Origin of the sequence: Streptomyces sp. NBC_01478, from assembly GCF_036227225.1 — a bacterium.
Lineage (GTDB): Bacteria > Actinomycetota > Actinomycetes > Streptomycetales > Streptomycetaceae > Streptomyces.
In genome coordinates, this window is record NZ_CP109444.1 from 972,580 (window position 1) to 992,797 (window position 20,218).

Genomic DNA, 20,218 nt, shown 5'->3' on the forward strand with positions numbered 1-20,218 from the left:
CCAGCCACCGGCGCGTTGACGATCCCGATTCTGCCGCGCAGCCTAGCCGCTCACTCCGCCGCGTGGTCCCCATAGGCCGTGACGGACAGGAAGCGGACGGGGAGTTCGATCAGTTCCTGGGGACCGTGCGCGCCCTCGCCGTCGAGCTGGAGGGCGTCGCCGGGGCGCATGGTGTAGGCCGCCTCTCCGTGGCCGTAGAGCATGACGCCTTCGAGCATGTAGAGCAGTTCGGTGCCGGGGTGCTGGAAGAGGGGGAAGACCTCGCTGGACTCGGTGAGGGTGACCAGGACGGCTTCCATGCGTTTGTGGGGGCCGCGCAGGGCGCCGAGGAGTTCGTAGAGGTGGCCGACGCGGCTGCCGCGGCGGATGATCTGGGCGCCGTGGCCCGCGGGGACGTAGACGGCCTCGCGTTCGGTGTCCACGCCCCGGAAGAGGGCCGTCACCGGGACGTTCAGGCCTGTGGCGAGGCGGCCGAGAGTGGTGAGGCTGCAGGAAGTGTGCGCGTTCTCGATTTTGGAGAGCATCGCTTTCGAGATGCCGACCCGGGCCGCCATCTCCGCGACCGACAGACCGGCCGCGATCCGGTAGCGGCGCACCTGGCGGGCGATCGCGGTCTCCAGGTCCACCGGCCCGTCGACCTGTTCGGGGGTGATCTCCCGGTCGGGCAGTGCGGCTGCCTGGTCGTGGTCGGTGCCCATGGCGGTCATTCTGCCTGATGGGCGTGTGTTCGCCGGGAGTTGCGGGTCGGGGGTCATCGGCCCAGCGCGAATCGTGGGTGGGGTTCGGCGCGGCCCAGGGCGAGGTCGGCGGCCATCGCGCCGATGAGTGGCGTGAACTTGGCGCCGTGGCCCGAGCACGGGGAGACGACGACGAAGGGGCCGGTGCGGTCCAGGACGAAGTCCTCGTCGGGGGTGGTGGTGTAGAGGCAGCTCGCCTCGGCCACGGGTGTGGGGTCGAGGCCTGGGAGGGTGCGTTCCACCCACGCGGTGACCTTGTCGCGGGAGGCGGGATCGACGTTTCCGGTGCGGGTGTCGGCGGTGGTGGGAGTGCCCTCGTCGTGCTGGGCGACCTTGTATGCCGGGAGCGGTCCGCCGTCGCTGCCGGAGGGTAGGCCGTAGAGGTTGAGCCGGTCCTGGTGGACGAACACCGGCCACGCGGTCGCCCCGGGGGTGCTGCGGCGGAAGTGGAAGACCTGCTGCTGGGTCACCTGGAGGGGCGGGAGGGGATCCAAGATGCCCAGCGGGGCGGCGAGTTGGGGCAGCCAGGCGCCGGACGCGACAACGACGGTGTCGGCTACGACAGTTGGGCCGTCCGTGCGCAGCTCCACCCTGCCGTCGTCGCGGATGTCCGCGCCGGTGACACGGACGCCGGTGAGGACGCGGGCGCCCAGGTCGGCGGCCCGTCGTACGGCGGCGGCCACCGTCGCGTCGGCGTCGATCGTGCCCGCGTCCGGTTGGTGCAGCACGGGTCCGTCGAAGCGGAACTGCGGCCAGCGGTCGGTCGCTTCGGCGGCGGGCAGCAGCTCGTGCGGTACGGCGGCCGCCGCCAGGATGTCCGCGATGGTCTCCGGGTGACGGCTCGCGCCGAAGTCCAACCCCCCGGAGATGCGCAGCAGTTGGGTACCGGTGTCGTGTTCCAGTTCCTGCCAGAGTTCGCGGGCCTCGCCGGTCAGCCGGACGTAGAGGGGGTCGGCGTAGGCGCGGCGGTAGATGCGTGAACTGCCGTGGGAGCTGCCGTACTTGTGGCCGACGTCGTACGCCTCCACGAGGGTGACCTCGTGGCCCTGCCGGGCGAGTTGCCAGGCCGTGGCCGCGCCCATCAGGCCCGCGCCGACGACGGCGATCACCGTACGGCTCCGGGGATCCAGTCGGTGCCGGCGAGCGGGACGCGGGCCATGGCGGCGGACTCGACGGTCAGGGCGACCAGGTCTTCGGGTTCCAGGTGGTGGAGGTGGGCCTTGCCGCAGGCGCGGGCGAGGGTCTGGGCCTCCATGGTGAGGACGCGGAGGTAGTTGGCGAGCCTGCGTCCGCCTTCGACCGGGTCGAGGCGGGCGGCGAGTTCCTCGTCCTGGGTGGAGATGCCGGCCGGGTCGCGGCCGTCCTGGAAGTCGTCGAAGTAGCCCGCCGCTGAGCCGAGTCGGCGGTACTCGGCGTCGTGGCGCGGGTGGTTGTCCCCGAGGGCGATCAGCGCGGCGGTGCCGATGGCGACCGCGTCCGCGCCGAGCGCGATCGCCTTGGCGACGTCGGCGCCGGTGCGGATGCCGCCGGAGACGACGAGTTGGACCTCGCGGTGGACGCCGAGTTCGCGAAGTGCCTGTACCGCCTGGGGAATCGCGGCGAGGGTGGGGATGCCGACGTGCTCGATGAACACCTCCTGCGTGGCGGCGGTACCGCCCTGCATGCCGTCGACGACCACGACGTCGGCGCCCGCGTGGACGGCGAGCTTCACGTCGTAATAGGTGCGCGTGGCGCCGACCTTGACGTAGATCGGTTTCTCCCAGTCGGTGATCTCGCGGAGTTCGCCGATCTTGATGGTGAGGTCGTCGGGGCCGGTCCAGTCGGGGTGGCGACAGGCGCTGCGCTGGTCCACGCCGACGGGCAGGGTGCGCATCCCGGCCACGCGGTCGGTGATCTTCTGGCCGAGCAGCATGCCTCCGCCGCCGGGTTTGGCGCCCTGGCCGAGGACCACTTCGATGGCGTCGGCCTTGCGGAGGTCGTCGGGGTTCATGCCGTAGCGGGACGGCAGGTACTGGTAGACGAGGTGCTTGGACTGGCCGCGTTCCTCCGGGGTCATGCCGCCGTCGCCGGTGGTGGTGGAGGTGCCGGCCGCGCTCGCCCCGCGCCCGAGCGCTTCCTTGGCGTTCGCGGACAGGGCGCCGAAGCTCATGCCGGCGATGGTGACCGGGATGTCCAGGTGCAGCGGGTACTTGGCGTTGCGGGTGCCGAGGACGACGTCGGTGTCACACCGCTCGCGGTAACCCTCAAGCGGGTAGCGGGACATGCTGGCGCCGAGGAAGAGCAGGTCGTCGAAGTGCGGGAGGGGGCGTTTGGCGCCCCAGCCGCGGATGTCGTAGACGCCGGTGGCGGCGGCCCGTTGGATGGCGTGGATGGTGGCGCGGTCGAAGGTGGCCGACTCGCGCAGGCCGTGCGATGCGAGATCCGACTCCATGCCCATGCCCCTGTCCCTGTCCCTGTCCCTGTCCCTGTCCCTGTCCATGGCGGATGCAACTCCCTCAGTACGCCGTCGAGTTGTCGGCCTTGAAGTGGTAGAGCTGCCGGGCCGAGCCGTAGCGGCGGAAGGCGGCCGGGTCCGCGTCGAAGTCCGCCGCCTTCAGCAACTCGGCCAGTTCCGCGCGGTGTTCGTCCCGCAGCTCCTTCTCCACGCAGTCCGCGCCGAGGGACTTGACCGTGCCTCTGACGTAGAGACGGGCCTCGTAGAGGGAGTCACCAAGGGCGTCACCCGCGTCGCCGCAGACCACCAGCCGTCCCGCCTGTCCCATGAACGCGCTCATGTGGCCGACGTTCCCACCCACGACGATGTCCACGCCCTTCATCGAAATCCCGCACCGGGCGGCCGCGTTGCCCTCGATCACCAGCAGTCCGCCGTGCGCGGTGGCCCCGGCGGACTGGGAGGCGTCGCCGCGCACCCGGACGGTGCCGGACATCATGTTCTCGGCGACACCCACTCCGGCGTTGCCGTGCACGGTGACCGAGGCGTGCTGGTTCATGCCGGCGCAGTAGTAGCCGACGTGGCCCTCGATGTCGACGGTCACCTCGTCCCTGAGACCGCAGGCGACGCTGTGCGCGCCCCTGGGGTTCAACACCCGCCAGGACGGGGCCGGTCGTGGGGCGTGCAGCGCCTGGTTGAGATCGCGGACGGGGGAGGTCGCGAGGTCCACCACCGCCGCCTCGGTCAGCGCCGCCATACGTACACCTCTTCCGGCTCGGGTTCGAAGATGCGGGCGTGCTCGATGCCCGGCAGGACGTCCAGGGCGCGGTACTCGGAGGCCATCGCCACCCAGGCGTCGGTCTCGGCGACCAGCGCGGGCTTGCAGGCGATGGCGTCGCGGACCACCGCGAAGGAGTCGGCCGTGGAGACCAGCAGCGTGTAGAAACCGTCGAAGCGCTCGCACAGCAGCCGCAGCGCCTTCTCCAGGTCGGTGCCGCGGGCGAGGTGGTGGGCGACGAAGCGGGCGCCGACCTCGGAGTCGTTCTCGCTGTCGAACTCCACTCCCTGGGCACGCAGTTCGCGCCGGATGGTGGCGTGGTTGGCGAACGACCCGTTGTGGACCAGGCATTGACCGGGGCCGACGGAGAACGGGTGCGCGCCTTCGGGGGTGACCGCCGACTCCGTCGCCATCCGGGTGTGGCCGACGCCCTGGTAGCCGGTCACAGTGGCGAGCCCGAAGGACTCGGCCAACTCGACCGGATTCCCGGTGCCCTTGAGGACGGCGAACCGCTCCCCCGAGCCGATGACGGTGGCCTGCGGCAGCGCGGTCGCGACGGTGGCGAGCAACTCGGGTACGGGGATGTCCGCGTGGACCACCGTCGTGGCGTCGGCCGCGACAACCACCGCGTCGGGCAAGGCGGTTGACGCCTCCTCGGGGGTGACGCCCAGTAGGGAGACGACGGCGCGCCCGGGTGGCGACAGGCGCGGGTCGCCGTAGACCGCGACCCCCGCCGAGTCCGGGCCGCGTTCCACGACCTGGCCCAGCATCGCGGTGAGCAGTTCACCGAGCCGGGGTTCGAGCGCGGGCTCCCGCAGATGGAGCCCGACGATTCCGCACATGCGGCTCTCCTCTCCCGAGGGTCGGGGGACGGGTCAGAAGGCGGTGAGGTAGCGGTCCAACTCCCAGGCGCCGACCGTGCCGTGCCAGTCGAAGAACTCCTGGCGCTTGACCTCGCCGAAGTACGCGCTGACGCCGGGGCCGGCCGCGTCGAGGGCGCCGCCGATCACCGGGTCGGCGGCCAGTGCCTCCATGGCGTGCAGCAGGGTCGGGGGCAGTTCGGGGCGGGAGGCGGTGGCCGCCGCGTCTCCCGGTTCGCCGGGGTCGAGGGAGCGCTCGATGCCGTCGAGTCCGGCGGCCAGGGTCGCGGCTGCCGCGAGATAGGGGTTGGCGGAACCGTCGCCGCCGCGCAGTTCGACGCGGTTGCCGTCGGGGACGCGGACGAAGTGGGTGCGGTCGTTGCCGCCGTAACCGGCCTTGCGGGGTGACCAGGTGGCGCCCGAGCGGGTCGAGACCGCGCCGGTGCGCTTGTACGAGTTGACGGTGGGCGCGATGACGGCCTGGAGGGCACGGGCGTGGTCGAGGATGCCGCCGACGAAGGAGTAGGCGAGCGGGGACAGACCGAGGCCCCGGGTGTCGGAGGCGTCGGGGAAGGCGGGTTCGCTCCCCCGCCACAGCGACAGGTGCATGTGCATCCCGGAACCGGTGCGGTCGGTGAACGGCTTCGGCATGAACGTGGCCGTCATGCCCCGCTGTTCGGCCAGCACCGACACCAGGTACCGCATGGTGATGACCCGGTCGGCGGTGGTGAGGGCGTCGGCGTAGGCGAAGTTCTGCTCGAACTGGCCGTTGCCGTCCTCGTGGTCGTTGGCGTAGTTGCCCCAGCCGAGGGAGTTCATCGCCTTGGAGACGGCGGTGAGGTGGTCGTACATCCGGGTCAACCCGCGGGCGTCGTAACAGGGTTGGGCGGCGGTGTCGCGGCTGTCGGCGACGGAGAGCGTGCCGTGTTCGTCGCGGTGGACGAGGAAGTACTCGATCTCCGCGCCGACCGCGAGGGACAGTCCGAGTTCGGCGGCTCGCGCCAGTACGGCGCGCAGGATGACGCGGGGCGCGTACGGCCAGGGCTTGCCCTCGACGTGCGGGTCGCAGTGCACGAGGGCGAGTCCTGGGCGTACGAAGGGCAGTGGGGTGTAGGAGGCGGCGTCGGGGAGCGCGATGACGTCGGGGTCGCTGGGCTGCTGTCCGAGCGCGCCGGCGGCGTAGCCCGCGAATCCGACGCCGTCGGACTGGAGTTCCTCGACCGCCTCGACGGGGACGAGCTTGGCGCAGGGTTTGCCCGCGAGGTCGACGAAGACGGCCAGGACGAACTCGACGCCGTCCGCGCGGACTTGGGCGGCGAGGTCGGGTGCGGGGTCGGCCGCCGGTGTCGGGCCGGGGCCGGTGGTCGTGGGCGGTGCGGCTGCGGTGTCCATCGCCATGGGAGGCTCCCAGCATCCAGGGGTTTCCTGATGTGAATCTCGATTTCCCATCAGGAAACTCCCTTGCGATTACGGACCCGTTTCCCGCAGGGAAGCGCCCTGTTGCTGGTGCTGGGCGGCCCAACTCCGCTCCCCTGTCGCGGATATGGCGTTCTCATATGGCGAGAGGTAGCCTCTCATCCCATCGCCACGTCTCGTCTCGTCTCGTCTCGTCTCGTCACAACTCGTCACGTCTCGCCGGGGAGGCCGTCATGGCAGGCACGATGCAGGGCAAGGTCGCCGTGATCAGCGGAGGTTCGACCGGTGTGGGGCGTGCCGTCGGGACGCTGCTCGCCGAGAACGGGGCGCAGGTGGTGCTGCTCGCCCGGCGCGCCGACCGGCTGGAGACGGCGGCGCTGGAGATGACGGGGTCGGTGCTGACGATCCCGACCGACGTCAGCAGCGGGGACAGTGTCCGTGCGGCGTTCGCTCAGGTCGAGGAGCGGTTCGGGCGGGTGGACATTCTCGTGAACAGCGCCGGCGTGGCCCGGATCCGCGCCATCGAGGAGACCGCCGACGAGGACATCCACGCCTGCATCGGCACCAACCTCCTGGGCCCGATCCACACGATCCGCTCGGCGGTGCCGCTGCTGCGGGCGGCGGGAGGTGGTGACATTCTCAACATCTCCTCCGAGATCACCCTCGACCACATGCCGCTGATGGCGATGTACACGGCGAGCAAGCACGGCCTGAACGGCTTCACCGCGGCCATGCACAAGGAACTGCGCGGCGACGGGATCCGGGTCGCTCTGGTGATCCTTGGCTCGATCTCGGACAGCGCCTTCATCGAGAACTTCCCCGGCGAGGACCGGCAGCGCGCCGCGCCGGTGTGGGAGGCCGACGGCTATCTGACCAGGGTGGGCGCGATGAAACCGCTGCCTTCCGCGACCGTCGCCCGGGTGATGTTCCAGTTGCTCGCCACCCCGCCCGAGGTCGTCCAGGACGTGGTGCACATCCGTCCCGCGGGCTGAGGAACCCTCGCGGGAACCCCGTACGGTCCGTACACCGGCCGGACACGGCCCATGCGCCGGCCTTGGACACCCCATAAGTCGGCCTTATGAGGTCATAGACCGGACCCGCATACCGACTTAGGCATGCCTTAGCTTAGGCTTCCCGTCGAGTCGCTTGTCATCGCTCGAAGGGAACCTGATCATGCCGCGCCCCCTGCGGGTAGCCATCGTCGGAGCCGGCCCCGCCGGGATCTACGCCGCCGACGCCCTGCTCAAGTCCGAGGTGGCCGCCGAACCCGGCGTGTCCATCGACCTCTTCGAGCGGATGCCCGCGCCCTTCGGCCTGATCCGGTACGGCGTCGCCCCCGACCACCCGCGCATCAAGGGCATCATCAACGCCCTGCACCAGGTCCTGGACAAACCGCAGATCCGCCTCTTCGGCAACGTCGACTACCCGACCGACATCAGCCTGGACGACCTGCGCTCCTTCTACGACGCGGTGGTCTTCTCCACCGGTGCCACGGCCGACCGCGACATGTCCATACCCGGCATCGAGCTCGACGGTTCCTACGGCGCCGCCGACTTCGTCTCCTGGTACGACGGCCACCCCGACGTCCCGCGCACCTGGCCGCTGGAGGCCGAGAAGGTCGCCGTTCTCGGTGTCGGAAACGTCGCTCTCGACGTGGCCCGCATCCTCGCCAAGACCGGCGACGAACTGCTGCCGACCGAGATCCCGCCGAACGTCCACGAGGGCCTGAAGGCCAACAAGGCGCTGGAGGTCCACGTCTTCGGCCGCCGCGGCCCGGCGCAGGCGAAGTTCTCCCCGATGGAGCTGCGGGAGCTGGACCACTCCCCGAACATCGAGGTCATCGTCGACCCCGAGGACATCGACTACGACGAGGGCTCGATCACCACCCGTCGTGGCAACAAGCAGGCCGACATGGTCGCCAAGACCCTGGAGAACTGGGCGATCCGCGATGTCGGCGACCGCCCGCACAAGCTGTTCCTGCACTTCTTCGAGTCGCCGTCGGAGATCCTCGGCGAGGACGGCAAGGTCGTCGGCCTGCGCACCGAGCGCACCGCCCTCGACGGCACCGGCAACGTCAAGGGCACCGGCGAGTTCAAGAACTGGGACGTCACCGCGATCTACCGCGCGGTCGGCTACCTCTCCGACAAGCTCCCCAAGCTCCCCTGGGACATCGACTCGGGCACGGTCCCGGACGAGGGCGGCCGGGTCATCCAGGAGACCGGCGAGCACCTCCAGTCGACGTACGTCACCGGCTGGATCCGGCGCGGCCCGGTCGGCCTGATCGGTCACACCAAGGGCGATGCCAACGAGACGGTCGCGAACCTGCTCGACGACCACGCCAACGGCCGTCTGCACACGCCTGTTTCGCCCGACCCGGAGGCGGTGGAGTCGTTCTTCGCCGAGCGGAACGTCCGCTTCACCACCTGGGACGGCTGGTACAAGCTGGACGCCGCCGAGAAGGCGCTGGGCGAGCCGCAGGGCCGCGAGCGCGTGAAGATCGTCGAGCGTGAGGACATGCTCAGGGAGAGCGGCGCGTAAGCGTAGTTCCCGCGACATCGGAACCGAGGGGCCCGGCGGCCGTACCGCCGGGCCCCTCGCGCATGTCGGCTCGCCGCCCCGGCCCGCCGCGCGAACCCCCCGGTGACTACGGGGAGCTCGGCCGCCGCGCACTCCGAGCCATCCACACGCGGCGCGCCCGACCCTCCGGTTGGCCGGCGGCGGCCTCAACACCCCGTCCGTCCCCAGGCGTTGGAAGACCCGACGCACGAACGCGCCGCCAGGCCGCGTGACACAAGCCCCGGCATCCGACAGCGGTACGCCACGGCTCGAAGTCCGTCCACCCGAGCTGGCAGAAGGGGCTGTTAACGTCCTCCGGTGTTCTCCCTTCTCGAACCCCCGTTCCTCTCCCGGCTGCGCGACGCGCGCCGGGTCCTCGTCGCCGGCGCGGGCGGCGGCTTCGACGTCTACGCCGGGCTGCCGCTGGCCCTCGCTCTGCGCTCGGCCGGCAAGGAGGTGCACCTCGCCAACCTGTCCTTCGCCGACCTGTACGGCCTCGACCAGGACGTGTGGGTGGACCCGGACGTAGCCGCCATCGGCCCCGGCACGGAGGCCCGGGGCGACTACTTCCCCGAGCGGTCTCTCGCGCGGTGGCTCGACCTGCACGACATGCCGTCCACGGTGTACGCGTTCCCGCTGACCGGTGTGCGGCCGCTGCGGGACGCGTACCGCGCGCTGATCGGGCATCTCGGCGGTGTCGACGCCGTCGTGCTGGTGGACGGCGGCACCGACATCCTGATGCGGGGCGACGAGCACGGGCTCGGCACTCCGGAGGAGGACATGGTCAGCCTCGCGGCGGTGAACGGGCTCGACGAGGTGCCGGTGCGGCTGGTGGCGTGCCTCGGTTTCGGCATCGACGCGTATCACGGGGTCAACCACGCGCTGGTGCTGGAGAATCTGGCCGCTCTCGAGCGCGAGGGTGCCTATCTCGGCGCGTTCTCCCTGCCGCGCGAGAGCCGCGAGGGGCGGCTGTACCTCGATGCGGTGGCCCACGCCCAGGAGTCCACGCCGGAGCATCCGAGCATCGTCAACGGTTCGGTGGCGGCGGCCGTACGCGGGGACTTCGGCGATGTCCGTTTCACCGAACGCACGCGTGGCAGCGAGCTGTTCGTCAACCCCCTCATGGCGCTGTACTTCTGTGTGGACGCGCCGGGGCTCGCCCGCCGCAACCTCTACCTCGACCGGCTGGAGCAGACCGCGCTCATCCGCCAAGTGAGCTCGCTCATCGAGGAGTTCCGCGACGAACTGCCCCGGCAGCGGCCACCGCGCGTGTATCCCCACTGAGCGACGGACCCACCGCTGTCATGGGTTCGCGGCGGCCGTTCATGACGCGCAGGCTCACGACGGTGGTCGCGGCGAACGCGAGCATGCCGCAGCCGATGGCGACCCCGGCGGTCAGAGCCGTCAACCGGTCGAGGCCCAGGGCGCGTTGGAACACCGGAGCCGCGCCGACCGACAGCACCGGCGCCAGGCACAGGGCGGTCAGATGCAGCCGCCACTCCTCCCGCGCCCAGGGCCGCCCCTGGCGTCCGGCGCGCCGGACGCCGATCGCCAGCACGGCGTAACTCACCGCGTAGGGAAGGAGATAGGCCCACAGCAGTCGCCGTCCGGTCGCACCGAAGTCGAGGTAGGAGCGGGCGATCCACACCAGGGCGGCCCCACCGGCGAGTTGGGCCACGGCGAGCACGGGCCCCGGCGCCCAGGACCCCGACACGCCCTCGACCGTCGTACGGCGGTCCCGTGCGCGCGCGGCGACCAGCGCGCCGAACGTGACCACCGAACCCAGGTGCATGATCGCCACCTGGTTGATCTGCTCCATGGTCAGACCGGGCAACAGCCTGGGCAGGAAGCCCCATTCGAGGCGCAGCAGCGGTGCGGTGAGGAGGAAGCCGTAGCAGAGGAGCATCCAGCGCTGGTGCAGGTCGAGGAATCCGCGGACCGCGGCCAGGATGCCGAAGGTCACGCTCATGACGGTGCCGACCATGAGGGTGGCGAGCACGATCCAGAACGCGGGGCCGCTGAACGCGTCCTCGGGGGCCGTGCGCGCGAGATAGATCCCGGCGCCGGCCATCGAGACGTACACCGTGACGGCGAAGACGACGCCCAGCGTGCGGTGCAGACGCGTGCGGCGGCGGGCGGCGGTCAGGAGTTGGGCCGGGCCGAGCAGCATGAGGGCGCCGCCGAGGACCGAGTGCACGATCATCGGTACGAGGCTGTGTCGGTAGGGCGCGACCCGGTCGGCGAGAGCGTCGGTGACGTAGCGCGGGGAGACCACGCGGCCCATGACCCACTCCCCGAGGGCGGGGGCGCCGGGGCGGGCGTAGGGCCACAGTTCGGTCATCGCGATCGGCGCGTACGCCACGCACATGACCGTCACCGCGATCATCGTGGCGCGGCGCCAGGTGCTGTTCGTCGGACGACGCACGGCGGCCCCCCTGCTGGCTCACGGCCTCGGCCCGGCCCTCAATAGTCTCGTCTGGACCATCGAGACGGTAGAGGCGGCCACCGCCGTGGTCAACGGTCCTGCGCGCGTTCGTCGCGGTGCCGTACCCACTCCCAGAAGTCGATCATCATCCGCTCGTACCGGATGCCGAACTCCAGCGCCTCGCGCTGCCCCGGGGCAAGTAACCCACCCACCCCGTCGGCGAGTTCCTCGTAGCCCCGAAGCGTCTTCTCGTGCTCGCCGAGCTGGGCCGGGGCGAGGACGTCGGGACGGCCGCCGAACCACAGCTTGAGAATGCCGCGCTCCCTGGCCTCGACCGGCACGAACTCCGGGTCGTCGAGCCAGCCCCTCAGGACGGCCCGGCCCTGGCCGGTGAGGGTCAACACCCGGCGGTTACGGCCGCTTTCGCGCCGCACCTGGGAGAGCAGCCCGGCCTCCAGCAGCCGGTCGCACTGGGCGTACACCTGCGCGTGCGGCATCGACCAGAACGGCGCGACGGTACGCGCGGCCTCCGTCTTCACGTCGTACGGGCTCGCCTCGCCCAGCTTGTCGATGATGCCGAGGACGAGGAACGAGGAGGTGGTCAGCCGCACGTCAGCCATGCGTCGACCGTATCGCGGTGTCGAACGAATACTTGGGGTGCGCAAATGATGTGAACTGCCCCACGACGGGTAGTTCTTAACTCAGCGCCTCTTCCGCGTGAACACCTCCACTCAAAGGAACTGTGGTCTTGGCTCTCGCGTACCCTGACGCCCCGTCAGCCCGTCGACCCGGGCGTACCTGGACTATTCGCATCACCGGTCACCGCGACCGCACCGCCTCGGTGAGCTGCTCCTCCGGGTGCGGCATGCCGGCCCGGTCGCGCGACCTCGCGGCCCTGCGCCGCTTCGCCGAAGCCCATGCGGCGGCCCACGTCAGAGCGGCGACCGTACGCCCCGACGCGGCCTGCGGCTGCCGTCGGCAGCGGTGCGCGGCGCACGAGGGGACCCGGGTCGACTGCTCGGGATCGGTGCTGCTGGTGCTGCGCCACGATCCCGCGGTCGGCCAGGTGTGGACCCTCGCCGAGGTCTGCGCGGCCTGCGCCTCGCTGATGACGCACACCCGCGTCGTCGGCAAGCCCGTGCCGCGCACCCGGCCGCCGCGCGAGGAGACGGTCGTCCCCCTGGAGGTGCCGTCCGCGACGAGCGCTCGTCCGGTACCGGCCGGGTTCAGCGCGCCCGCGCCCGATCCGGGCGTCCCGTCCCGGCCGGGCGCCGCGAACAGGCGTCGGGGGCGGTGAGGTCCGATGGCACACGGACGGGACCCGCCCCGAGCGGATGGTGGGCGGGTCCCGTCCGCCCCACCATTCTGAGGACCGGGCCATGTCAATTGCACGCATGAAACCCGTCCTCCCGGAGTGAACGGATCACACCCCGCGCGTAAGCTCGCGCGGTATCGCAGGAAAATCGGGCATACGAGACGCTGCGCCCCCTGCTCGACCCCCGCTTGACCCGCCAAGATCTCCCACGGGGATACTGATGGGTCAGCACCGCACCCGCCCGCAGATTGGCCTATGTCGAACTCCTCCACAGCTTCGCCCACGATCCCCCACACGGTGTGGCTGGCTCGCGGCCGCCACGTCGGGTCCGACGACCCCGCGGAGGTCGTACGGCGACAGTTGCAACGGCTCAAGGACCGCGAGGTCATCGACGACCACCTGGAACCGGACGCCAACGACGATCCGGCCGTTCCTGAGCTGGTCTTCGAGGCGCGCTGGCGGGTCGAGGGGACGGTGACCGTACGGGCCCGGTTGACGCTGCCGTCCGCTCCGGAACCGGGGTCGCCCTCGGCCTCCCCCATGCCCTCTTCCTCACCCTCATCCTCGTCCGAGGGTCAGGAGTGGGTCCTGGTCGCGGAGGCGGAGCGCGTCTGGGATCCCCGGTGGCCCTCCCCCGCGACCATGTTCTGGCCCGAGGACACGGACGCCGGCTGGGACCATGTGACGGTTCCGGGGCTGCGCTTCCGGCAGGTCAACCCGCTGCCTCACGACGAGAAGGATCTGCGGCGCCTGTTCCGGAGCTGCGCGCAGGAAAGCTGGGGCATCCATCTCGTCGTGCACGAGGCCATGACCCCGGACGCGCACGGCCGGCTGCCGCTGGCACGGTTGCTGCCCGCGAGCCTTCGGGACCGCGTGGTGGAGCACCGGGCCACACCCGACCAACTACGCTCCGTCAACTGGGCGTTGCTGCGCGAGTTCGACTTCCAGGTGCCGCGCGGCGGTGCGGTGGTGCTGCCCACCAGCCCTGTGGCTCCGTCGTACGACGTGCGCGAGTTCTCCGTGCGCAGCGTCTTCCTCGACGGCTCCGAGCCCACCGAACTCGTGGATGTGCTCTGCCGGTACGCCGCTTCCGCGCGTCCGCTGCCGGAGGGCGGCGAGGAGGCCGTCACCGCGCTGCGGGAGCGGTGGAGCCTGATGACGCTGGAGGAGGAACTGGCCCGGGAGCGCAGGCTCGTGGCCATGTACGCCGAGGCGCTGGAGGCGATGACCAAGTCCCGCGACCTGTACCGGGAGTCCGCGGACCGGGCCAACGAGGCGCTGGCCGCGCTGCGCGAGTCCGCCGGTGCCGCGTCCGGGCTGCCTCCGCAGTCCGCCGGGTCGTCGTTGCAGCGGACGTTCGGTCGGCTGAGGGGCGCGACGAAGGGGCTGCGCCCGGCACCGCCGACCGAGAGCGACCGTGATGATCCTCCGCGTGACGGTGACCGGCCGGCCGAGGAGCGGTAGCGGCCGAACCCGGGCCGGGCGGCTTTCGGGACCTTCGGTGATGGCGTGCGCCTACGCAGCGGCGTGGCGATGGTGAAAATGGACCAGCAGTGGTGATCACCGCCCACGCGTGCCCGCCGCTCTCCGGCCTAGCTTTGCGGCATGCCGATGCAACCCTGGTTCCGCGATGCCAAGTTGGGCATCTTCATCCATTACGGGATCTACGCCGTCGACGGTGTGCCGGAGTCCTGGTCGTTCTACACGGGCAAGGTCCCGCACGATCAGTACATGCGCCAGCTCGACGGGTTCACCGCCGCACGGTATGAACCGCAGGCCTGGGCAGGGCTGTTCGCGCGGGCGGGTGCCAAGTACGCGGTACTGACCGCCCGTCACCACGACGGTGTCGCCCTGTGGGACACGGCCCACGGTGACCTGGACGTGGTCCGCCGCACTCCGGCGGGCCGGGATCTGATCGGGCCGTACACCGAGGCGCTGCGCGAGGAAGGTCTCAAGGTCGGCCTGTACTACTCGCATTCCGACTGGAACCACCCCGACTACGCCAGCACGGTGCACCCGCACCCGCCCGACACGGACATGCGCGCCAACCTGTACGCCTCCGCACGGCCCGGCCACGAGGATCCGGCCGCCTGGGCCCGCTATCTCGCCTACCGCGACGGCCAGGTCGGCGAGCTGGTCGACCGCTTCCGGCCCGACCTGCTGTGGTTCGACGGCGAGTGGGAGCGCAGCGAAGAGCAGTGGGGCATGCGGGAGTTGGCCGAGCTGATCCTCGCGGGCAATCCCGACACCGTCCTCAACGCCCGCATGCTCAGCTACGGCGACTACGCGACGCCCGAGCAGGGGGTGCCGCTGCAAGCCCCGGACGGGCCTTGGGAGTTGTGCCTGACGGTCAACGACTCCTGGGGTTTCCAGCACGCGGACGAGCATCACAAGTCGGTGCGCCAGTTGGTGCGTTACTTCACGGAGACGATCGGGATGGGCGGCAATCTGCTGCTCGACGTCGGCCCGAGGGAGGACGGGACGATAACGCCCGCGCAAGTGGAGCGACTCGAGGGGCTCGGCGGGTGGATCGCCCGGCACTCCGAGGCGGTGTACGGCACCGTCGCCGGCCTGCCCGCCGGCCACCACTACGGCCCCAGCACCCTCTCCGCCGACCACCGCACGCTGTACCTGGTGTGCTTCGACCCGCCCCGCGAATCGGTGTCGGTACGCGGCCTGTGTACACCCGTCAAACGGATCACGGTACTCGGCACCGGCACCGAACTCGCCCACGACGTCATCGGCGGCCTCGGCGACGTGCCGGGCGTCACGTGGATCGACGCCCCGGGCGCGGCCGACGTGGACGAGTTCGCGACGGTCCTGGCGGTCGAGCTGGACGGGGAGCTGGAGGTGTATCGGGGAGCGGGTCGGGACTGAGCCGGGGGGCCTGGTGGGAGTCTGCGACGGCGGGCGGGCAGCGGGATGTCGGGGTCGGCGGGGGGCCGTGGGTTGTCAGGGTCGGCAGAGGGGCCGCGGGTTGTCGGGGTTGACGCGTCGCCTGCAGGGTGATGGGGCCTGCGCACCTCCCGCAGGCTGCCGGGGCTGACACGTTGCCCACGGGTTGTTGAGACCGCCACATGGCCCGCGCGCTGTCGGAGCGGGCAAGTCACCCGCAGGCAGCCAGGGTTGGCCGGCGGCCCGCGAGTTGCCGGGGCCGACGCGTCGCCCACACGCCGTCGGGGCTGGCGTAGGGCCCGCGCACTGTCGGGGTCGGCACGCCGCCCGGGGGCTGTTGGGGCTGCCGCGTCGCAAGCAAGTTGTCGGGACCGATGCATGGCCTGCGTGCTGTCGGGGCCAACACCTCGCCCGCAAACTGTCGGGGCTGACACGTTGGCCACGGGCTGTTGAGGCCGCCGCGTCGCCCACGAGTTGCCGAGGCCGACACATAACCCACCCACCGTCGGAGGCAGCACCTCGCCCGCAGACTGCCAGGCCGACGCGTCGCCCTAACGCCGTCGGGGCAGGCGTAGGCCTCGCGTACGGTCGGGACCGGCACGTCGCCCGCAGGCTGCCGGAGCTGACATGTCGCCCACGAGTTGTGGGGACCGACAGATGACTCACCCACCGTCGGAGCCAACATGTCGCCCGCAGGTTGCCGGGCCGGCAGGTGGCCCGCGAGTTATCGGCGCCGACAGGTCGCCCACATGCCGTCAAGGCCGACGCACGGGCCGCGCACTGCCGGGGCTGGCACGTCACCGCGCGCGGTCGGAGCCGGCACGCGGCCACACCGCTCGCCGACACTCACCAGGACCCACCAGGACCAGCGCGCGCAGCGCCGGCCGCACCGCCCGCGCAAGCCCGCGCACGCACGCGCACCCGGCCTCCAGGTGGCCCATCCCGCACCGCCTCCAGGCCCCACCCCCACCCGCCCCTCAAGTCCCGCCCACCCTTGCCCGAACTGCCCTCGGTGAAGCGCCCAGTTCGCGGCGGCATGCCTTGTTGAAGGCCTGGAGGTCGCCGATTCCGACGGCCGCCGCGATCGCGGGGACGGACAGGGTCGACTCGCGCAGCAGATGGCGGGCGCGTTCCATGCGGCGGTGCCGGATGTAGGCGACGACCGTCGTGCCGGTCTCGGCGCGGAACAGGCGGATGAGGTGGTTGTGCGAGATGCCGGCCGCGCGGGCCACGTCGGGGACGGCCAGTTGGGCCGCCAGGTGCGACTCGATGTGCGCGACGGCGAGGGCGAAGGAGGGGTGGGGACCGGTGGTCCCGCCCGCGGCCGGGGTCGCGAGGTCGGCCACGCGCCACAGGACGGTCCACAACTCCGCTGCCGCGCGGGCGGAGTTGCGCGGCGCCGCCGCGACGGCCCGCTGCATCAGGTCGGTCAGCACGGGCGTCTGCGTTCCGGCGTCCTGCATCACGGGGACGGTCAACCGCTCACCTGCCGAAGGGAGTTCGAGGTGGGCGAAAAGGTGCTCGGAGCGGCCCCGGTAGTGGAACCGCACCAGCGCGCCGGGCGGCACCAGGCTCACATGGCCGGGCCTGATCTCGTGCGCCACCCCGTCGACGGTCAACTCCGCCTCGTAGCGGTACAGATGGAGCTGCCAGAGGTCGGGCAGCCGGAACACGTCACGTGGACTCACCGTCCCGTGCACCCCGACGCCGAGGCTGGCCACGCGCGGTGGGGTGTCGAGGCCGATCCGTACGTGGGTTCCCGTGCCGTTGGTCGCGCTCACGGTGAAAACGTACCAGTGCCTGGCAAGGGACCGGCAAGTGTCAAGAGTCTTCGAAGCGTTCGGGTGTGATGTTCCCCTCGTAGGCCATACCGGGGCCGTATTCGGGCATCCGGATAGGGCACATGTCGTGCGGCCGGACCGGGAAAAGGGGCGCCAGTGGACTCGACCACAACCGTGATCGTCATCGCCGTGGTGCTCGCGGTCGTGCTGCTCGCCGTGGCCGTCGGAGTGCTGGTGCGGCTCGTCCGCATGCGGCGCGGACTGCGCCGCGCAGGCCTTCCGACCGGCCCCAAATGGGTTTTCTGGGGTGCCGTCCTCTACTTCGTGCTGCCCACCGACCTGATGCCCGACCCCGTGTATCTGGACGACATCGCCGTGCTCCTCCTCGCTCTTCGCACCATGCGCAAGCCCCTCGGCGAGCAGGAGGAGGGCCGGCCGGGCGACCTCGGCTGAACCCTGCGGACGGCTCTCACTCCTTTCTTTGATTACGCAGAGTAAGGAAACCATTCACTCGTTCGATTCGTATAAGTCTCTGGAAGCAGACGGAAGTCAGCGGGCCAAGCGACCTCGCAGGGTGGCCACCGCTTGCACGAGGCAGTACCGACGAGGGAGAGACGATGCAACCGTTCGCGCTCAACTACGCTCGCCCGGCAGCACAGTTGGAGCTCACCACTCCGTACAGCTACGACTCCGGACTGCAGTTGAACGTGCTCGCCGACGGACGGGTGGCCGCCCACGATCTCGCGCTGCTGAGAGAACTGGGGACCACGACGTCCACCGCGGGATCGAAGACTCACTTCGACGACTGAACACGGAACGACGAAAATGACCGTCCTGGTCCTTACCTGCGAAGAGGACGTCACGGCGGACCTGGTGGTGGTCCACCTGCACGCGTCCGGCGTCCCCGTGGTCCGGATCGATCCCGCCGACCTCACCGGCGGGGTCGCGCTCTCCGGCGAGTACGTCCACGGAGCCTTCCGCGGCCATCTCTCGGCCGGGGGACGGCTGGTGAGCGTGAGCGGACTGCGTTCCATCTGGGTGCGCAGACCCGGCACGCCTGCCACCCGCGCACCCCAGCCCTCCGCGTGGCTGACCGAGGAGGCCTCCCAGGCGCTCTACGGCATGCTCCGCGGCTGTGGCGCCCGCTGGATGAACCACCCCGACGCGGCCCGCCGCGCCCGGCACAAGCCCTGGCAGTTGCGGCTCGCGCAGCGCAGCGGGCTGCCCGTGCCGGCCACTCTCATCACCACGTTCCCGCAGGCCGCCCGCGAGTTCTCGCGCCGCTTCCCGGACCTGGTGGTCAAGCCGGTCTCCGGTGCCCATCCGCAGGATCCGCCCCGGGCGGTGCCGACGAGCCGGGTCGCGCCGGACACCGACTTCGCCGCCGTCGCGTTCGGCCCCACCCTGCTGCAACGCCGGATCGCCAAGCGCGCGGACATCCGGCTCACCGTGGTGGGCGACCGGATGCTCGCCGCCCGTACGGCGACCGCCCCGGACACCGACCCCGCCGAGGTCGACGTCCGGTTCGCCGCCGCGCAGCCCTGGCACCCCGTCGAGGTCCCGCCGCGCATCGCCGAGGCCGTCCTGACCTATCTGCGCGAGGCCGAACTGGCCTACGGCGCCTTCGACTTCGCCGAGGACGGGGACGGCACCTGGTGGTTCCTGGAGTGCAACCAGTCGGGTCAGTTCGGCTTCATCGAGGCAGAGACGGGGCAGCCGATCGCCCGGACCATCGCGGAGTGGCTGGCCCTGCCCGCCGCGCCGGAGCGGGAGGGCCTCGTCAACGGGGCGGACAGCACGGCCGGTTGAGCAGTAACGGTTCGCCTGAGGTGGGCGGGGCGAGCGTCCGGGTCAGGAGTGGTGCTCTGCCCCGTTTGCCCCCAGGAGAGCGCACACGGCGTCCTCCTCGACCGCGCGCAGCTTGCGCAGCAGAGCGGCGTTCCCCGCCTGGTTCACCTGAGTTGTCAATGAGAAAGTGAGCGCCCGCCGGCCGTCCGGGGTCGCCGCCATCAACTGTGTGTAACCAAGGGTGTTCCCGGTATGTCCCAGAACGACCCCGCAGCGGGTGTCGTAGCGGAAGAGGGCGAGTCCTGCGCTGTTGCGGCCGGGGCCGGCCGGTTCGGAGGCGCCGGGGATCCAGTGCCGCTGTTCCCGCACGGCCGCCCGTGTGGTGAGGGCCCCTGCGGCGTAGCCGCCGATGAACGCGGACAGGTCGCGGGGCGACGAGGTGATGCCTCCCGAGGCCCACACCCCGGACATGCCGATGGTCTCGCTGACGTCCTCCGGTCCGGACGGTCCGCCGACCGCGTAGCCGTGCATGTAGGGCTCCGGCATCCGGTAGCCCTGGGGCAGGCTCGTGTCGCGCAGCCCCAGCGGCCGGTACACGTCGTGCCGCAGCAGGTCCTCGTAGCGCGCGCCGGTCGCCGCCTCGGCCATCAGCGCCACGGCGATGTTGTCGGAGTTGGAGTACCGGTACTGCGAGCCCGGCCTGAAGCCCAGCGGTTCACCCGCCACGAAGTCGAGCAGGCGCCGCGAGTCGAAGAGCCGGTGCGGATCGGCCGCGATGAGGCTCCGGAACTGTGGGCTCTGGCTGAAGTCCGGGAGCCCGCTGGTGTGTTGGAGCAGTTGCCGCAGGGTCACCTTCCGCCAGGCGTGGGGCAGCCGGGGCAGCCGGGCGCCGATGGTGTCGTCGAGGGCGAGCCGGTGCTCTCGTACGAGGCTCAGGGCCACCGCCCCGCTGAAGGCCTTGCTGGTGCTGGCGGTCCGGGTGTGGTCGCGCGCTTCGAGCGGGCGGCCGGTGGTGACGTCGGCGGTGCCGGCGCGCAGGACGCGCTGCCGGTCGCCGTCGCGCAGCACGACGATCACGCCGGGCGGGCCGTCCGGGGCGGCGACCAGTTCGTCGAGGCCGCGCTGGAGGGAGTGGTCGTCGGCCGCGGCGGGCGAGACGGGCACGAGAGCGCCGACACAGGTGGCGACGAGGAGGGAGACGAGGCGGAGCGGGAAGGGCATGGAGTGTCCTGGGGG

At 71.1% G+C, this 20,218-nt stretch carries 19 protein-coding genes; 9 read left to right on the forward strand and 10 right to left on the reverse strand.

The annotated features are described in order from the left end of the window. Window positions 1–50: 50 nt before the first annotated feature. From OG223_RS04305 to glnT, 6 genes are read right to left on the reverse strand one after another with little or no spacing between them, the layout of a single operon-like run. Window positions 51–698 (reverse strand): helix-turn-helix domain-containing protein, encoded by a 648-nt coding sequence (locus tag OG223_RS04305; protein ID WP_329242563.1) that lies wholly within the window; start codon window positions 696–698, stop codon window positions 51–53. Window positions 699–751: 53 nt separating this feature from the next. Continuing rightward, a complete protein-coding gene (locus tag OG223_RS04310; protein WP_329242566.1) occupies window positions 752–1,846 on the reverse strand; it encodes an FAD-dependent oxidoreductase in 1,095 nt (364 codons plus the stop codon). Further along, on the reverse strand, window positions 1,843–3,174 hold the full coding sequence (locus OG223_RS04315) for an FMN-binding glutamate synthase family protein (protein ID WP_329242569.1): 1,332 nt from the start codon (window positions 3,172–3,174) through the stop codon (window positions 1,843–1,845). Before OG223_RS04315 ends, OG223_RS04310 begins: the two co-directional genes overlap by 4 nt. A 58-nt stretch (window positions 3,175–3,232) precedes the next feature. After that, entirely contained in the window at window positions 3,233–3,925 is a 693-nt protein-coding gene (locus OG223_RS04320; protein ID WP_329242572.1) for a glutamate synthase, read from the reverse strand. Beyond that, window positions 3,913–4,788 carry a glutamine amidotransferase gene (locus OG223_RS04325; protein ID WP_329242575.1) on the reverse strand — a complete coding sequence of 292 codons (876 nt, stop codon included), beginning with the start codon at window positions 4,786–4,788 and terminating at the stop codon, window positions 3,913–3,915. Before OG223_RS04325 ends, OG223_RS04320 begins: the two co-directional genes overlap by 13 nt. Before the next feature lie 33 nt (window positions 4,789–4,821). Next, a complete protein-coding gene (gene glnT, locus OG223_RS04330) occupies window positions 4,822–6,204 on the reverse strand; it encodes a type III glutamate--ammonia ligase (RefSeq protein ID WP_329242577.1) in 1,383 nt (460 codons plus the stop codon). A gap of 251 nt (window positions 6,205–6,455) precedes the next feature. Here glnT and OG223_RS04335 point away from each other — a divergent pair, with 251 nt between their 5' ends. The 3 genes from OG223_RS04335 (at window position 6,456) to OG223_RS04345 (ending at window position 10,062) form a co-directional block, all read left to right on the forward strand. Continuing rightward, window positions 6,456–7,214 (forward strand): SDR family oxidoreductase, encoded by a 759-nt coding sequence (locus tag OG223_RS04335; protein WP_329242580.1) that lies wholly within the window; start codon window positions 6,456–6,458, stop codon window positions 7,212–7,214. 181 nt (window positions 7,215–7,395) lie between these two features. Then, window positions 7,396–8,760 (forward strand): FAD-dependent oxidoreductase, encoded by a 1,365-nt coding sequence (locus tag OG223_RS04340; RefSeq protein WP_329242583.1) that lies wholly within the window; start codon window positions 7,396–7,398, stop codon window positions 8,758–8,760. 336 nt (window positions 8,761–9,096) lie between these two features. Next, complete coding sequence (locus OG223_RS04345) at window positions 9,097–10,062, forward strand: DUF1152 domain-containing protein (protein WP_329242588.1); 966 nt, start codon at window positions 9,097–9,099, stop codon at window positions 10,060–10,062. Here the strand turns inward: OG223_RS04345 and OG223_RS04350 are convergent. Both OG223_RS04350 and OG223_RS04355 read right to left on the reverse strand, forming a co-directional pair. Further along, window positions 10,001–11,203 carry a DUF2306 domain-containing protein gene (locus OG223_RS04350; RefSeq protein WP_329242592.1) on the reverse strand — a complete coding sequence of 401 codons (1,203 nt, stop codon included), beginning with the start codon at window positions 11,201–11,203 and terminating at the stop codon, window positions 10,001–10,003. The two genes, OG223_RS04345 and OG223_RS04350, sit on opposite strands and share 62 nt — an antisense overlap. Before the next feature lie 89 nt (window positions 11,204–11,292). After that, window positions 11,293–11,823, reverse strand: a complete 531-nt coding sequence (locus tag OG223_RS04355; protein ID WP_329242595.1) for a PadR family transcriptional regulator — start codon at window positions 11,821–11,823, stop codon at window positions 11,293–11,295. Between the two features lie 245 nt (window positions 11,824–12,068). Here OG223_RS04355 and OG223_RS04360 point away from each other — a divergent pair, with 245 nt between their 5' ends. The 3 genes from OG223_RS04360 to OG223_RS04370 all read left to right on the forward strand — a co-directional run bounded on the left by OG223_RS04360 (window position 12,069) and on the right by OG223_RS04370 (window position 15,395). Beyond that, window positions 12,069–12,500, forward strand: a complete 432-nt coding sequence (locus tag OG223_RS04360; protein ID WP_329242597.1) for a hypothetical protein — start codon at window positions 12,069–12,071, stop codon at window positions 12,498–12,500. 273 nt (window positions 12,501–12,773) lie between these two features. Then, on the forward strand, window positions 12,774–13,982 hold the full coding sequence (locus OG223_RS04365; RefSeq protein ID WP_329242600.1) for a hypothetical protein: 1,209 nt from the start codon (window positions 12,774–12,776) through the stop codon (window positions 13,980–13,982). Window positions 13,983–14,123: 141 nt separating this feature from the next. Further along, the gene (locus OG223_RS04370) at window positions 14,124–15,395 is read left to right on the forward strand and encodes an alpha-L-fucosidase (protein WP_329242603.1); all 1,272 of its coding nucleotides are present in this window, start codon (window positions 14,124–14,126) and stop codon (window positions 15,393–15,395) included. A gap of 995 nt (window positions 15,396–16,390) precedes the next feature. Here the strand turns inward: OG223_RS04370 and OG223_RS04375 are convergent. Then, window positions 16,391–17,194, reverse strand: a complete 804-nt coding sequence (locus OG223_RS04375; protein WP_329242605.1) for an AraC family transcriptional regulator — start codon at window positions 17,192–17,194, stop codon at window positions 16,391–16,393. A gap of 156 nt (window positions 17,195–17,350) precedes the next feature. Here OG223_RS04375 and OG223_RS04380 point away from each other — a divergent pair, with 156 nt between their 5' ends. The 3 genes from OG223_RS04380 to tgmB all read left to right on the forward strand — a co-directional run bounded on the left by OG223_RS04380 (window position 17,351) and on the right by tgmB (window position 19,003). Next, window positions 17,351–17,647 carry a YkvA family protein gene (locus OG223_RS04380; RefSeq protein ID WP_329242608.1) on the forward strand — a complete coding sequence of 99 codons (297 nt, stop codon included), beginning with the start codon at window positions 17,351–17,353 and terminating at the stop codon, window positions 17,645–17,647. Window positions 17,648–17,811: 164 nt separating this feature from the next. After that, on the forward strand, window positions 17,812–18,003 hold the full coding sequence (gene tgmA / locus OG223_RS04385; RefSeq protein WP_019070092.1) for a putative ATP-grasp-modified RiPP: 192 nt from the start codon (window positions 17,812–17,814) through the stop codon (window positions 18,001–18,003). 16 nt (window positions 18,004–18,019) lie between these two features. Continuing rightward, complete coding sequence (gene tgmB, locus OG223_RS04390) at window positions 18,020–19,003, forward strand: ATP-grasp ribosomal peptide maturase (protein WP_329242613.1); 984 nt, start codon at window positions 18,020–18,022, stop codon at window positions 19,001–19,003. A 42-nt stretch (window positions 19,004–19,045) separates the two neighbouring features. Here the strand turns inward: tgmB and OG223_RS04395 are convergent, their stop codons facing one another. Then, window positions 19,046–20,203, reverse strand: a complete 1,158-nt coding sequence (locus OG223_RS04395; RefSeq protein ID WP_329242614.1) for a serine hydrolase domain-containing protein — start codon at window positions 20,201–20,203, stop codon at window positions 19,046–19,048. Window positions 20,204–20,218 lie beyond the last annotated feature (15 nt).

What these genes read in the sequence shown, in the direction of transcription:
- OG223_RS04315 (WP_329242569.1), bottom strand. Translation starts at nt 3,174, where the DNA reads ATGGGCATGGAGTCGGATCTCGCATCGCACGGCCTGCGCGAGTCGGCC.
- OG223_RS04325 (WP_329242575.1), bottom strand. Translation starts at nt 4,788, where the DNA reads ATGTGCGGAATCGTCGGGCTCCATCTGCGGGAGCCCGCGCTCGAACCC.
- OG223_RS04305 (WP_329242563.1), bottom strand. Translation starts at nt 698, where the DNA reads ATGGGCACCGACCACGACCAGGCAGCCGCACTGCCCGACCGGGAGATC.
- OG223_RS04370 (WP_329242603.1), top strand. Translation starts at nt 14,124, where the DNA reads ATGCCGATGCAACCCTGGTTCCGCGATGCCAAGTTGGGCATCTTCATC.
- OG223_RS04355 (WP_329242595.1), bottom strand. Translation starts at nt 11,823, where the DNA reads ATGGCTGACGTGCGGCTGACCACCTCCTCGTTCCTCGTCCTCGGCATC.
- OG223_RS04320 (WP_329242572.1), bottom strand. Translation starts at nt 3,925, where the DNA reads ATGGCGGCGCTGACCGAGGCGGCGGTGGTGGACCTCGCGACCTCCCCC.
- OG223_RS04360 (WP_329242597.1), top strand. Translation starts at nt 12,069, where the DNA reads ATGCCGGCCCGGTCGCGCGACCTCGCGGCCCTGCGCCGCTTCGCCGAA.
- OG223_RS04395 (WP_329242614.1), bottom strand. Translation starts at nt 20,203, where the DNA reads ATGCCCTTCCCGCTCCGCCTCGTCTCCCTCCTCGTCGCCACCTGTGTC.
- glnT (WP_329242577.1), bottom strand. Translation starts at nt 6,204, where the DNA reads ATGGCGATGGACACCGCAGCCGCACCGCCCACGACCACCGGCCCCGGC.
- OG223_RS04365 (WP_329242600.1), top strand. Translation starts at nt 12,774, where the DNA reads ATGTCGAACTCCTCCACAGCTTCGCCCACGATCCCCCACACGGTGTGG.
- OG223_RS04340 (WP_329242583.1), top strand. Translation starts at nt 7,396, where the DNA reads ATGCCGCGCCCCCTGCGGGTAGCCATCGTCGGAGCCGGCCCCGCCGGG.
- OG223_RS04335 (WP_329242580.1), top strand. Translation starts at nt 6,456, where the DNA reads ATGGCAGGCACGATGCAGGGCAAGGTCGCCGTGATCAGCGGAGGTTCG.
- tgmB (WP_329242613.1), top strand. Translation starts at nt 18,020, where the DNA reads ATGACCGTCCTGGTCCTTACCTGCGAAGAGGACGTCACGGCGGACCTG.
- tgmA (WP_019070092.1), top strand. Translation starts at nt 17,812, where the DNA reads ATGCAACCGTTCGCGCTCAACTACGCTCGCCCGGCAGCACAGTTGGAG.